The following is a 12635-nucleotide window of genomic DNA, read 5'->3' as shown; positions in this document are numbered from 1 at the left end:
TAAAATTTGAAGGAGCTTGATAACGTGGGGATGGTTTTAAGTAACGATCGGCTAACTGACGGAGTGTACCACCTTAAAGTTGAAACGAATAGCGGCGGTGAAATGGGTCAATTCTACATGTTACGGGCATGGGATGCTTATCCGATTCTTTCCAGACCGTTAAGTATACATGAAGTAAAAGAAGATAGTGTCGAATTTTTATATCACGTAGTGGGGGAAGGCACTGAGATCTTTTCACGGTTGACTCCTGGTGACTCAGTGGAGCTTGAAGGGCCTTTTGGCACGGGATTCCCGCAGGTCGAAGGCAAGGTTGCACTTATTGGTGGTGGAATTGGGATAGCGCCTCTATATTATTGTGCAAAGCAGCTGCCTAGTTGTGATATCTTTCTAGGTTTTAGTCGGGAAGCTTACCGGACAGAAGCTTTTCGTCCATTAGCAGCCGAGCTTACAGTAGATGTAGGCGGATTTATTTTGGATCGTGTGGATTTTAGTCAATATGATCATGTTTTCGTTTGCGGCCCACATCCTATGCTTAAAGCTGCACAGCTTAAAGGCGTAGCGGCCGAAGAGGCGGGTAGCAATACAAAAGTTTATCTCTCTCTAGAGAATCGAATGGCTTGCGGCATTGGTGCCTGTCTTGTTTGTAGTGTTTCTTGTCGTGATGGTCAGCGAAAAGCCTGTGCAGACGGACCCGTGTTCCTTTCTGAGGAGGTGATTTTCCATGACTAAGATGAGCACAACAATTGCAGGCGTTCATTTTAAGAATCCGATTGTAATGGCTTCAGGAACATTCGGCTTTGGTCGTGAATATGGAAAGTTGTATGATGTATCTTTGCTAGGTGGAATCTCAGGGAAAGGGCTCACCCTCCATCCAAAAGCAGGTAACCCTGGCACTCGAGTTTATGAGACAGCCTCTGGCATGCTGAATAGTGTAGGATTGGAGAATCCTGGTGTAGCTGCGTTCTTGGAAAAAGAATGCCCTTATTGGGAAACACTCGATACAGCCCGTTTGGTGAATCTTGGGGGAGGGACGCTTGAGGATTACGTACTTGGAGCAGAAATGATCCAGCGTGATGCAGATCTTCGATCAAGCGCAGGTAAACCAGCTGTTGATATGATTGAGTTAAATATTTCCTGTCCAAATGTAAAAGAGGGCGGAATTGCATTTGGAATCAAGACTTCAGAAGCGCAAAAAGTAGTACAAGCTGTTAGATGTGCTACTAGGCTACCACTTGCGGTAAAGCTGTCTCCAGGTGCTGAGAATATCGTTGGGATGGCGCAAATGTGTGAGGCAGAGGGAGCAGATGCTGTCTCGCTGATCAATACCATTTCCGGGATGAAAATTGATGTGCGACGGAGAAGTAGTGTATTTAATAACTTGTATGCCGGACTGTCCGGACCAGCGATTAAGCCAGTTGCTTTGCGCATGGTGCATCAAGTCGCGCAGAACATATCTATTCCAGTAATCGGAATGGGGGGCATCACCACAGCTACTGATATTATTGAATTTATTATGGCAGGTGCTTCGGTAATCCAAGTAGGAACCTACAATTTCATGAATTTGAGAGCAGGTAGCCAGCTTGTTGAAGAGCTTGAGCAATTCATGGTTCAAGAGAATATTCAATCCTTGGATGAAATACGTGGCATTATATAAAGTGGAGTAGTGAGGAGATACTATTGACTTCTAACAAGATTAACCCTGAGGATATTGAGCTGACGGCGACGTCTGTCGGTCGTGATCTTTTACTCGTAATTAGTGGGGGCGTTCGTCATATTGGAGCGGCAAGTACTGCGTATTTAAATGGAGAGCGGGTGGAAGTGCAGACCTCTGCCGTTCCTCATCATAAAGAGCATACGATAAGCGAAGATATTGCCATTAGGGTAGCTGAGGGTTTAAACAGGACGGTCACAGTGGTTATGGGCATTCATTACGACAATCTCACGAAAGAAGGTATTAAAGAGGTCGTTGAGATCGTAAATAATAAAGTAATTCAATATTTAGCGCAACAAATGTGAAACGGGATTGGCAATTCTGCGTAAAAGATATCAAGTGAGTATTTAAATTATCTTTTGGAGGAATGAAACCATGTCTATATTTAAAAGATTGCGCGATTTAACAATGTCTAACGTGAATGCGATTATCGACAAAGCAGAAGACCCGATTAAGATGACCGATCAGTACATTCGTGATATGACCGAAGATTTGGAAGATGCAGAAAAAGCGGTAGCCGCTCAAATCGCTATTGAGAAGAAGTTCAAGCAGCTGTATGAAGAGCAGGAAGCACTAGTTAACAAACGTACGCAACAGGCACATGCTGCAGCTCAAGCTGGTAATGTTGACCTTGCTCGTCGAGCTCTAGAAGAGAAGAAGGCTGCTGAAGCTAAACTGGTAGAATACAAAGCTAGCTTCGACCAGAACAAAGCATCTGCGGATAATCTTCGCGGCAAACTTGACGAGATGCGTAAGCAGCTCACTCAAATGAAGAACAAACGGGAAACCTTGGTTGCACGTTATAATGCTGCCAAAGCTCAAACTGAAATTAATAAAGCGATGAGCGGTTTCAGCTCTGATTCCGCATCTGCTGGTCTGAAACGTATGGAAGAAAAAATGCTGCAAGCAGAAGCTCAAGCCGAAGCTAGCAACGAGATGAGCTCGGGCAACAAATCACTTGATGATGAGTTCGAGAAGTTGAACAAAGATCAAGCAGTAGAAGATGAATTGGCTGCTCTGATGAAACAATACGAGAAGCAATAACATTTGATCTTAGCCGTTTCACGGCTGATGTTCACAGGCGAAGGGGAGACAAGAATATCGTTTCCTCTTCGCTTTATCTATGCTTATGACAGCATGCAAAATGAATAAGCGGGGGCTATTAGAATGGATTTCCATATCCTGGTGTCCATGGTCGTGTGGACAGTGAGCGGCGCGGTGTTGCTGTTTGTGCTGATGTTCGTAGATTCACTCTTCACTCGATACAATGATTTAGAAGAGTTAAAGGCTGGAAATATGGCAGTTACTACACGTTTTGTAATGAAGCTATTGGCACAGGCATTCATTTTATCATCATCGATAGCTGCTTCTAACAGCCTGCCAGATGCTTTGCTGATCTCGATTGTATCTTTTTTTCTTTTGCTTATATTGGAAAGAACGGTCCGTCTCCTCTTGGCTAAATGGGGGAATCTGGATCTGGATCATGGTACACAGCTTGGCAAAATCGGGTACGGCTTATTATCAGGCTCACTGCAAATTACGGGAGCTTTAATTATTTCTGCATTTATGTAGGGGGAACGATCAAGTTGAGTATATGGAAACGTATAGGTAATCTTTTCTCCAAACCAGCGGCTCAGGAAGTTCAGAAAAGTATGCTTAATTTGTCTCCCGGAGACATCTGTGAAGTATCGCTCGTTACCTACGAGGTAACCGGCAGGACCCATAATCGTGGACGAAATGCGGTAGTGCTGACATTAAGAGATGGTAGTCAAATTGCCTATTTGCATATTGAGGAGCGGGAACAGCTGCAATATGGTTTATATAAACCTATTGATGGGCGCTTAGATAATCCTGCTGAGGTTCCAACAACACTTGAACTGGACGATTATACATTTTTTCTGGAGGAAGAGTATGATGGATATGTTGCTGCCATAGGCCAAACCCCTTTTATGAATGGTGGAGAGCAGCATGTATGGCAATATCAGTCAGATGATTCTCGGCTTCTGCGTGTAGAATGGCAACATGGACGGTTTATGCTGTATGAAGGGGAGAAAGTAATTCCTGGTGATGTGAAGGTAATTAGAGCATCCTAGACATGAATCGTAAGAGATGTGATCTTGAGATCGCATCTTTTTTTTGTAATTACGTAGATGAAATCGGTAAGGGATTAATGTCGTTTCCACCATTCATTTTACTTCAGGATAGCTCATGTTAAAATAGTACCTATTGTACTGCAAAAATGGACGATTTAGAGCGGAGGTATGGTATGAAGGATCATAAATTTCAGCGCAGAGCGCTTCAAGTAAAAGAGGCACAGGCCAAAATAATCAAATTTGCTAATCCGCTAGAGTCACAGGAGGTCTCATTGAATGAGGTCTGTGGACGTTATTTGGCTGAGGAAGTGATTGCGCCACATCCTTTTCCCGCGTTTAACCGTTCTAGCATGGATGGATATGCAATTATTGCAGCAGATACTAATCACTGTGTAAATGGACAAGTCATATGGTTAGAAATGGTGGACAATATTCCATGTGGCGCTGTGGCATCGGTAGATATAACTTCGGGAACAGCAGCAAGGATAATGACTGGAGCACAAGTGCCGTCAGGGGCAGATACTGTAGTTATGCTAGAAGTAACGGAGACACGTGAGGAAGAAGGAAAGACTTACGTAGGTATTCGAAAGAAGCAGGAAGCGAAGTCTAATATCACACCGATGGGGCTGGAGTTAAGCTCTGGTGAGCTAGTGCTGCCAGCGGGGCGATTAATCTCTGAGGGGGATATAGCTGTTCTGGCAGCGTTTGGCATACATACAGTGAAAGTCTATCGTCGGCCTAAGGTAGCTATCTTTGCGACAGGCACAGAGCTGCTAGAGGTACATGAACCACTACAGCCTGGCAAAATTAGAAACAGCAACTCACCCATGCTCGAAGCTTTAGTCAAAGAGGCAGGTGGGGAGCCAGTGATGCTGGGATCTATTGTGGATGATCTGGAGCTGGCTCGAAGTAAAGTACAGATGGCGCTGGAAACCTATGATTTTGTAATCACTACGGGTGGAGTATCGGTAGGAGATTATGATATTATGGGCGATTTAGTTCGTGAACAGAGTGGAGATATGTTATTTAATAAAGTGACGATGCGTCCGGGGAGTGTAACCACTGCTGCTGTTAGAGGTGGTAAGCTGCTGTTAGCCCTATCAGGTAATCCAGGTGCTTGTTTCGTTGGTTTTCAATTGTTCGCACGTCCGGTTATCAGATTAATGCAGTGTGCGTCACAGCCGTTCTTACCAGAATGGACAGCCACACTCGGTGCAGATTATAACAGAGTGAATGACTTTACCCGATTTGTTAGAGCGCGATTAGAGATCCGTGAAGGCAGCCTTTATGCCATTCCAGCAGCGATAGACGAATCTTCCGTGATGGTCACGATCAAGGATAGCGATTGTCTGATTGTTGTTCCACCAGAGGATCGAGGCTTATCTGCGGGTGCTAAAGTGACTATTATCAAGCTTCCGGGAGAAATACGGGGATAGGATAAAGGTAAAATGCTTTTTGACATTAACAATAGGACGGAAATAGCTAATTATCTAATATGCCAACGATATTATTTACAACATTTCAATATATGAAAAATTCACAATAGAAAAGCCGATAATTCAACATAATGCTAATCTGATCAGTCTTTCTAAACCATGTAAAAAGAGAGCCGGCCACACCTTTTCCATAAAAATCGGATAGGGTATGGCCGGCTTTTCGCAAAAATTAACTATCCAAACGGCGTTCAATCGCCTCAGACATCGTTTTGTCCGTGAGATGAGCATAGATCTCGGTTGTTTCTGTCGAAGCATGCCCGAGCTGTTCTTTCGTTTTATAAATATCGTTTTGCAGATAATAGTCTGTTGCAAAAGAGTGACGAAGCTTATGTACCGTAAGATAGGGCTTACCAAAGCGTTTTGCATATTTAATAATCATTTCTTGAATGGCTCTTTTGGTCATGCGTTTGCCTTCTTGCCGTCCATTGGGCAAAGCGATAAATAAAGCTTTTTCCCTCTTCGGCGTTTTATAACGGGATTGACGTAGGCTTAAATAAAGAGCTAAATCCTCTTTAGCTTGTTCTCGAAAATAAACAGGGGTTTTGAAGGTTTCATCATTGTTCCCTTTTCGGGTGACATAGATCAGCTTGTTGTTAACATCCAGATCATCTACGTTTAGATTGACTACTTCGGATACACGAAGACCAGAATTCAGAATTAAGCTGGCAATACAGGCATCGCGTTCACGATTTAATTGAAAGGAGTAATAGGCCTGCTTGTTTCCTTCGACATCTCGTCCATATCCTTCGAAAATGTACCCCACGAATTCCAGCAGTTCCTCATCCTCTAGAATCTTGCCCTTTAATTTAGCAGCAGTATCCTTAGGTTTATGCGTTCGTTTAACTTCAACCTTAGCCATAATGTTTCGCTTAAGCAATGGATAGAAGTTCTCGTCCTCAGCGATTTGACTTAAATAATGAAATAAAGAGCGTAATGCGGACAGCTTACGGGACACGGTTACACGTGTATTGGTTCCCTCAGCTCGGGTAGTGAGGTGTAGGCGGTATCCAACAATACTATCCATATGCAGGGTTTCTAATTCCAGCAGGGTGATCTCTGTATTGGAGTTGGCCTGTGAGAGGCCTTCTGCACGCAGCCATCCAAAAAAGGACTCATAGTCCCGAATATACTCCAGGAGGGTGGAAGGGGATAGATCAGGACGCTTATAATCAATAAACTGCTGAACGAACCAAGGCATGAGAGGTAGCTTTAGATCCAGTTTTTTACGGTCATCGTTCTTTTGAACGCTCATGTGATTCACCTTTTCCATAGTTTGCATATCATTTCTTCTTTCTATCTTATCATGTTTTGTCCTCCCATGGGCTTTGATCAAAGCTATTTACTAGCGATGAACTTGCTCCTGAAGTAACTAAGTTATATGATGTGTAGTAAACATAAATGGCAGAGGTGCACTAAATGGAACTTGGAATGGAGCTGGTTCCCAAAGAGCGGAAACAGACGATAAGCAAACTAATGCAGTACTATTTATATGATTTCACCCGTTATCTGGAGCTTGATGTAGATCAAGATGGAGTATATCCAGCTTATCCGGGATTAGAATCATTTTGGAGTAGTGGCAACAATAAATTAGCGTATTTGTTTAAAGTAGACGGGAATATTGCCGGATTTGCATTGGTAGAACGGTTGTTGTATGATCCCGAAGGGCAATTTTACATGACTGAGTTTTTTGTGATGCAAAAATATCGCCGGAGCGGTGTGGGGACCTGGGCCGCGCATAAGTTGTTTGATATGTACCCAGGCGACTGGAAGGTGTCACAGGTACGCGCGAATACGCCTGCCCGTAATTTCTGGCATAGAGTGATTGGAGAGTACACAAATGGAGAATTTAAAGAGCGTTTTAATCCGCCTCAAGGAAATCCGAGTCAATACTTCAACACATTAACTAATAATAAGGTTAATAATTGTAAAGGTAACAGCGATGATGTAGTCATGAAAAATTAATGGTTATCTTACGATAATTAAGATAAATGCAGCAATAGTTTACATAATAATTGTTATGTAAACCATAAATGAATAACCTAACAGTCTTAACAGGATTGTTGGGTTATTTTTGTTCATTTCACCCAAGCACAGAGTGGGATTTAGCATATCTTATGGTGTACTCAATTACAAAGGAGGAGTTAAAATGGGCGAATTCGCAGGAGGATATGGTGGATTTACTTCCACAGGAGCGATTCTGGTTCTGTTTATCCTGTTGGTTATCATCACTAAAACTCTTTGTCTGTAATCCTTTAACATCATGAAGTTTGGTTCCGCCAGTCTATAAGGACTGGCGGATTTTTCATGTTTGGATATGACAATAAGGGTTGGGTGGTTTGCCTGTGACTTACTATATAGAAAAGAGCGTTATAAATTATATATATTTAACAATGTTCAATGACTAAACGATGTTCAAATTATAAGGAGACGTCATGATGACTAAAGAACAAAGGCAAATGCGTGAGCGTGAGGAAATGAAGAAAAGAATTTTAGGGGCTGCGGCTTTGTTGATTGCAGAGGAGGGGATTGAAAAGCTTTCTATTCGCAAAATTGCAGAGAAAATCGAGTATTCTCCGGGTATTATTTATCATTACTTTCAGGGTAAAGATGAAATTGTGGTGAGATATTTGCAACAGAAATATACAGATATGGTTGACGGGCTTCAGTCTGTACAACGAAAGGCAGAGCATGAACTGCCACCAGAGATGCTTTTGAGACAATCGCTTGAGCAATGGATCAGGATGACCCTTTCCACAAGTGTTGAGTACCGTAATGTTATGCTAAATGATACACCGGCTGTTCTTAGTTACACAGCAGTTCTATTCAAGGGAGCTGGTCAGGAGCGTAAAGCGATAGGTATGCTCTGTCAATGTCTATCTAGGTTCGAATCGAAAGAACAACATATGGAATCTTCGATAGAGCTCACTGCTCAAGTGATGTGGAGTGCTGCGTTCGGATTAATTATGCGTTTGATTGTGGAAAAGGATTTGCCTGAAGATCAGGTTGAAGCACTGATATCTTGTTATTTGGATTCTATGGTTTCAATAGCCACCAGGGAGATTCGTGAGCCTTTAACATAGTAGGATGATCAGAGGGTGGAGGGAAGAATCAGAATGAAGACGATTATTATTTATACTTCTAAATATGGATGTACGGAGAAAGCTGCCTATTTATTGAAAAATCAATTGGATGATGAGACTGAAGTAGTTAATTTAATGCATGCTAAAGAGCCTACATTAGAACGGTACGATACTGTCATCTTAGGTGGGTCTATTTATTTTGGGAAAATACAAAAACAAATGACGGAGTTTACTTCAAAATATCAAAATGAACTGGCTAAAAAGCGCGTTGGATTGTTTATTTGTGCAGGAGCGAAGGGGGAGCAAGCCATACAAGAATTGAAATCTTCATTTCCAGAGAAGCTGTATAACCAATCAATTACAAAAGAAGTGTTCGGTGATGAGATTTACGAAGAAAAAATGACTGCATTAGATCGAGTGGTTCTACGAGTGGTAAAAGGGAAGAATAAGAGTGTAAATGGATTATCCAAAGAGACGATAGAACGGTTCGCACTTGCGCTAAAGAAGCGGTGAACGAGTGTGGAAAATCGATTTCCTGAAATCAGTTAACATAATCATTATTATGTTAACTGATTATTGTTTCAGATACCAATTATCGTTAGATAGGAGAAGGGGGCTTATAAAAAGTATTGATTTTTGATTTTATCGCTATTATTTTCCGCTAATTCATCATATGAAAAATTCACAATAGATTAGTCAAAATCCACTATCGCCTCACCCTAGACACTACACATCAATAAACAATTCACCTCACCCTACAAACAAAACCCATGAAAAAGGATATAACATCCCTTGATCCATTTATACAAGCTTTTTTTCAATGCAAATAGCTAGTTCTATAGCTTGTATCGCATGGTCTAACTCAATTATTGATGAACTACCCTCCACTAGACATTGGAGTGCATACTCCAAACTTTTTTCATAGGGATTAGCTGGTTCTAACAAAAGATCTTGTTTACCTACAGCGGTATATTCAACTAATGATCTTTCAACAGCTCCATTCATGTTGTCACTCTCTTGATAGACAAGCTTGCCTTGTTCAAAATAAGCCTCATAGCCTACGGTAAAAGGATACGAAGCCGGCATTTGTGAAGAAACAACGATCTCTGCGGATACATGAGGTTGTTGAAAAATTGCACGGACTAAGGCTTGAGTACTTTTACCACCATCGGATCCCCAAACCGAGTGCGGCTCCATAGATCCCAGCATCCAGGTCACAAAATCCAATTCGTGAATCATCAGATTTGTAGCGATAGCATGCAGACCGAGGTCACCCCACAAAGGAGGCGTTTCTCTTTTTAAGGTAAGAGATAAGAGTTTTCCGTATTTCTCATTATGAGTCGTTTCATAAAGATATTTGTACGCAGGATCGAATTTAATAAACTGGTTGACGAGAACTCGCGAATTATACAGTTGTTCAGCTTCCTTCATCGCAAGAGCATCTTCTAAGTTGTAGCAAACCGGTGTCTCACAGAATACATGTTTTCCATGCTTAAGCGCATCGACTACATACTGCCTATGTAAAAAAGAGGGCAAACAGATATCAATCACATTGATGGTGGAATCAAGCATAATATCGTCAATATTAGTAGTTATCTCAACGCCTAAAGCTTGTTTTAGCTCCTGCAGCTTAGATTCGTTCCGACCAAAGATAATTACTTTGTCAACTCGATCCATTGTCGTCCATAACTGCGCATGATAAGCTCCGAATCCAGTTCCTAATACGCCTATAATCATGTGTATCAGCTCCTTTAATGTAATGAACTAATCATAACCTTCTATTGTTGACAACAGCTTGGCAAGAATTATGATGTATACTATAAAAAAAGAAAAACTTGGAGGCTCCCATGCGCTTGCATCGTTTGATTGCAATTTTATTATTAGTGGAATCAAGAGGGAAGATGAAGGCCAATGACTTAGCTGAAGCCTTGGAAATCTCCGTACGTTCTATCTACAGAGACATTGATGTATTAGCTGAAGCAGGAATACCACTGTTATCCACGCCGGGACCGAATGGTGGCATCTCCTTGATGGAGGGGTATACTGTTAACCTAAATCAGCTTCATGGGGAAGATGTAATCAATCTATTTCTAACAGGAATGGGGATACATACTGGCGGACATACAGATTCCGGATTAAAGCTAAAGACAACCCTCTTGAAATTAGAAAAATCATTACCCGCTTCCTATCAAAATGATATCCAGAAGGCACAAAGACGTTTTTATTTTGATGATACGCCTTGGTGGACAGAACGCTTAGAGATTCCATGTCTGGAATCGATTCGAACTGCTGTTTGGAGATCTCAGAAACTGCAGATTGAGTACCACAAGATTAACGGAGTCATTTCGAGCAGGAAATTACAGCCCTATGGTCTAGTTGTGAAAAAAGAAGAGTGGTATCTTATAGCCTACTGTGAAGAAATCGAACAAATCCGCACGTTTAAATGTGAGCGAATCGCCTCTACACACCTTATAGAAGAAGAGTATGCTATCCCTCAGGACTTTTCATTAGAAAGGCACTGGAAGCAGCAGGAGAGGGGATTTAAGCAAGCTTGTAAAGAGGAAGAGATCTACCCAGTATTGATTAGAACGGATAAGAGGAGAGAGGCCTCGCTACACGGGGTGGAGATTATGAATAGAGTAGAGGAAGGAGATCAAATAACCCATACTGTAAATATGTATAGTTATGATAGTGCATGTACGAATGTTTGGAGGATACTTGGACAAGCCGAGATTGTGGAACCTTTGGAATTAAGACAATATGTGAAAGTACAGGCGAATTTGCTACAGGAGGTTTACAATTAGTATGATTTTTTTGTGAAAAAGGGACCGTTTCGATTGCATGTTCTGCAATGAAACGGTCCCGCTCATTTGTGAATAGGCTTTATTCATTCAATAAGTTTACATAATAATTAATATGTTAACTAATTTGGGATTGCCCCATAATAACCTTTAGATTTAATAAATTAGACTTTTATGTGCTAGCGTCTACGCCAAGAGATAACTTTTCTCTAGCAGTAAGCCTCTTGTGCGCTACGATTAGAAAAGGAAGACCTATAGCCGTGGTTAAAGCGAGTGGCAGGAAGATCGTAAGGCCGTTCTGAGCTCCATAATGATCCAACAACACTCCGCCGAAGATAGGCGCGATTACACTCCCCAAATTGTTAAAGCCAATCGTTCCAAAGTACGTACCCTTCATTTCTGGCTTCGCGATCCGATCAATTAACATATCCATCATCGTAAAGAGCAGTACTTCCCCTATCGTAAATAGTACGACACTAAACATTAGAAGGGCTACACCTTCAGCTAAACCTACTAAGAGAAGACTAATAGCAACGCAGATATTTCCGAGAATCAATGGAACAATGGGTGAGAATTTGCTTGCAGTACGTACAATAGGATATTGCACCACTAATACTGTAATGGCATTGAGTGACAACATATAGGAGAATAATTGCCCACCATTTGTGAAATGGGTGTTCATTGCTAAATATTGCGCCATAGTGGAACCAAAATGTCCGTATCCAAGTACACAAAAGATTGTACCAAGTAGAACTGGCAAGAATACACGGTCTCTACCGGTTGTTGCCAAGGCTTCAAGTAAACGTGGTGGTTCGGCTTGCATATGACTCTGCATGGTTGAACGATGCAATTTAAATTGGACGAATAATACAATTCCATATGCAACATATACAATACCAGCGATCATAAAAGGAAACGTTGATTCGGCAGAACCGAGCTGTACTCCAATAATCGGACCAAAGACAACACCAAGGTTAATCGCAGCGTATCTAAGATTGAATACAAGCAGCTTACTTTCAGCAGGGGTAATGTCGGATAAAAGTGCCCGTGATGTGGGCTCAAACACGGATCTGCATAAACCGTTCAGGGTGTTGACCAGGAAGAACACCCACAGATGTTGTGCAACAGAGAATCCGAAGAATACTGCCGCCCAGCCAAATACGGAGATTAGCATGACAATTTTGCGGCCTACAATATCCGAGATATATCCTCCGTAGAAGCTGGCCATTACCCCCGCCAGAGAGCTGACGGCTACCGTAATCCCCGTTTGTGTGGGGGTGGCTCCAAGGACTTGGGTTAAATAGATGGATAAGAACGGAATGCTCATTGAAGTTACCAAACGTCCGAACATCGTACCGACGATGATAGTCCAAGCTAGTGGGTGAATATGCCTAAGATGCTGGTTCATAATTGAAAAGGTCTCCTAATCTGATAGCTATAATTTAGTACTGCAT

Annotated in this window: 15 protein-coding genes; 12 read left to right on the top strand and 3 right to left on the bottom strand. The window is 41.9% G+C overall.

Annotation, left to right across the window (positions count from 1 at the left end; all coding sequences use genetic code 11):
- Nucleotides 1-24: 24 nt before the first annotated feature.
- The 7 genes from MKY52_RS28965 to MKY52_RS28935 all read left to right on the top strand — a co-directional run bounded on the left by MKY52_RS28965 (nucleotide 25) and on the right by MKY52_RS28935 (nucleotide 5240).
- Entirely contained in the window at nucleotides 25-729 is a 705-nt protein-coding gene (locus tag MKY52_RS28965; protein ID WP_339265031.1) for a dihydroorotate dehydrogenase electron transfer subunit, read from the top strand.
- Nucleotides 722-1654, top strand: a complete 933-nt coding sequence (locus MKY52_RS28960; protein ID WP_341055261.1) for a dihydroorotate dehydrogenase — start codon at nucleotides 722-724, stop codon at nucleotides 1652-1654. The genes MKY52_RS28965 and MKY52_RS28960 overlap by 8 nt, the downstream gene beginning before the upstream one ends.
- A 23-nt stretch (nucleotides 1655-1677) precedes the next feature.
- Nucleotides 1678-2016, top strand: a complete 339-nt coding sequence (lpdD, locus tag MKY52_RS28955) for a prenylated flavin chaperone LpdD (protein WP_341055259.1) — start codon at nucleotides 1678-1680, stop codon at nucleotides 2014-2016.
- A gap of 70 nt (nucleotides 2017-2086) precedes the next feature.
- Nucleotides 2087-2755 (top strand): PspA/IM30 family protein, encoded by a 669-nt coding sequence (locus MKY52_RS28950; protein WP_042188756.1) that lies wholly within the window; start codon nucleotides 2087-2089, stop codon nucleotides 2753-2755.
- 123 nt (nucleotides 2756-2878) lie between these two features.
- Nucleotides 2879-3283: a DUF350 domain-containing protein gene (locus MKY52_RS28945; protein WP_094869154.1), complete on the top strand. Its 405-nt coding sequence runs from the start codon at nucleotides 2879-2881 to the stop codon at nucleotides 3281-3283.
- 14 nt (nucleotides 3284-3297) lie between these two features.
- Complete coding sequence (locus MKY52_RS28940; RefSeq protein ID WP_341055256.1) at nucleotides 3298-3804, top strand: DUF4178 domain-containing protein; 507 nt, start codon at nucleotides 3298-3300, stop codon at nucleotides 3802-3804.
- Between the two features lie 173 nt (nucleotides 3805-3977).
- Nucleotides 3978-5240, top strand: coding sequence for a molybdopterin molybdotransferase MoeA (locus tag MKY52_RS28935; protein ID WP_341055255.1), 1263 nt, complete (start codon nucleotides 3978-3980; stop codon nucleotides 5238-5240).
- Between the two features lie 229 nt (nucleotides 5241-5469).
- Here MKY52_RS28935 and xerS read toward each other — a convergent pair whose 3' ends face one another.
- On the bottom strand, nucleotides 5470-6552 hold the full coding sequence (gene xerS, locus MKY52_RS28930; RefSeq protein ID WP_339796103.1) for a tyrosine recombinase XerS: 1083 nt from the start codon (nucleotides 6550-6552) through the stop codon (nucleotides 5470-5472).
- Between the two features lie 164 nt (nucleotides 6553-6716).
- On the opposite strand from xerS, the gene MKY52_RS28925 reads away from it, so the two are divergent.
- The 4 genes from MKY52_RS28925 to MKY52_RS28910 all read left to right on the top strand — a co-directional run bounded on the left by MKY52_RS28925 (nucleotide 6717) and on the right by MKY52_RS28910 (nucleotide 8893).
- Nucleotides 6717-7262: a GNAT family N-acetyltransferase gene (locus MKY52_RS28925; protein WP_341055253.1), complete on the top strand. Its 546-nt coding sequence runs from the start codon at nucleotides 6717-6719 to the stop codon at nucleotides 7260-7262.
- A 184-nt stretch (nucleotides 7263-7446) separates the two neighbouring features.
- A complete protein-coding gene (locus MKY52_RS28920) occupies nucleotides 7447-7548 on the top strand; it encodes a sporulation protein YjcZ (RefSeq protein ID WP_197069683.1) in 102 nt (33 codons plus the stop codon).
- Between the two features lie 184 nt (nucleotides 7549-7732).
- Nucleotides 7733-8380 (top strand): TetR/AcrR family transcriptional regulator, encoded by a 648-nt coding sequence (locus tag MKY52_RS28915; RefSeq protein WP_341055252.1) that lies wholly within the window; start codon nucleotides 7733-7735, stop codon nucleotides 8378-8380.
- Nucleotides 8381-8413: 33 nt separating this feature from the next.
- Nucleotides 8414-8893 carry a flavodoxin domain-containing protein gene (locus MKY52_RS28910; protein WP_076298729.1) on the top strand — a complete coding sequence of 160 codons (480 nt, stop codon included), beginning with the start codon at nucleotides 8414-8416 and terminating at the stop codon, nucleotides 8891-8893.
- Between the two features lie 288 nt (nucleotides 8894-9181).
- Here the strand turns inward: MKY52_RS28910 and MKY52_RS28905 are convergent, their stop codons facing one another.
- A complete protein-coding gene (locus MKY52_RS28905; protein WP_341055250.1) occupies nucleotides 9182-10117 on the bottom strand; it encodes a Gfo/Idh/MocA family protein in 936 nt (311 codons plus the stop codon).
- A 110-nt stretch (nucleotides 10118-10227) separates the two neighbouring features.
- On the opposite strand from MKY52_RS28905, the gene MKY52_RS28900 reads away from it, so the two are divergent.
- Nucleotides 10228-11184, top strand: a complete 957-nt coding sequence (locus MKY52_RS28900) for a helix-turn-helix transcriptional regulator (protein WP_341055248.1) — start codon at nucleotides 10228-10230, stop codon at nucleotides 11182-11184.
- Nucleotides 11185-11353: 169 nt separating this feature from the next.
- Here MKY52_RS28900 and MKY52_RS28895 read toward each other — a convergent pair whose 3' ends face one another.
- Complete coding sequence (locus tag MKY52_RS28895; RefSeq protein WP_341055246.1) at nucleotides 11354-12589, bottom strand: MDR family MFS transporter; 1236 nt, start codon at nucleotides 12587-12589, stop codon at nucleotides 11354-11356.
- Between the last annotated feature and the right edge of the window lie 46 nt (nucleotides 12590-12635).

This window comes from Paenibacillus sp. FSL P4-0184, from assembly GCF_038004625.1.
Classification (GTDB): domain Bacteria; phylum Bacillota; class Bacilli; order Paenibacillales; family Paenibacillaceae; genus Paenibacillus_AQ.
Note: the sequence above shows the minus strand (reverse complement) of the source record. Positions and strands in the feature narration are given on the sequence as shown.

Bases quoted from the DNA above. Each gene is read 5' to 3' on its own strand.
- MKY52_RS28960 (WP_341055261.1), top strand. From the start codon at position 722: ATGACTAAGATGAGCACAACAATTGCAGGCGTTCATTTTAAGAATCCG.
- MKY52_RS28950 (WP_042188756.1), top strand. From the start codon at position 2,087: ATGTCTATATTTAAAAGATTGCGCGATTTAACAATGTCTAACGTGAAT.
- MKY52_RS28945 (WP_094869154.1), top strand. From the start codon at position 2,879: ATGGATTTCCATATCCTGGTGTCCATGGTCGTGTGGACAGTGAGCGGC.
- MKY52_RS28935 (WP_341055255.1), top strand. From the start codon at position 3,978: ATGAAGGATCATAAATTTCAGCGCAGAGCGCTTCAAGTAAAAGAGGCA.
- xerS (WP_339796103.1), bottom strand. From the start codon at position 6,552: ATGAGCGTTCAAAAGAACGATGACCGTAAAAAACTGGATCTAAAGCTA.
- MKY52_RS28925 (WP_341055253.1), top strand. From the start codon at position 6,717: ATGGAACTTGGAATGGAGCTGGTTCCCAAAGAGCGGAAACAGACGATA.
- MKY52_RS28920 (WP_197069683.1), top strand. From the start codon at position 7,447: ATGGGCGAATTCGCAGGAGGATATGGTGGATTTACTTCCACAGGAGCG.
- MKY52_RS28915 (WP_341055252.1), top strand. From the start codon at position 7,733: ATGATGACTAAAGAACAAAGGCAAATGCGTGAGCGTGAGGAAATGAAG.
- MKY52_RS28910 (WP_076298729.1), top strand. From the start codon at position 8,414: ATGAAGACGATTATTATTTATACTTCTAAATATGGATGTACGGAGAAA.
- MKY52_RS28905 (WP_341055250.1), bottom strand. From the start codon at position 10,117: ATGATTATAGGCGTATTAGGAACTGGATTCGGAGCTTATCATGCGCAG.
- MKY52_RS28900 (WP_341055248.1), top strand. From the start codon at position 10,228: ATGCGCTTGCATCGTTTGATTGCAATTTTATTATTAGTGGAATCAAGA.
- MKY52_RS28895 (WP_341055246.1), bottom strand. From the start codon at position 12,589: ATGAACCAGCATCTTAGGCATATTCACCCACTAGCTTGGACTATCATC.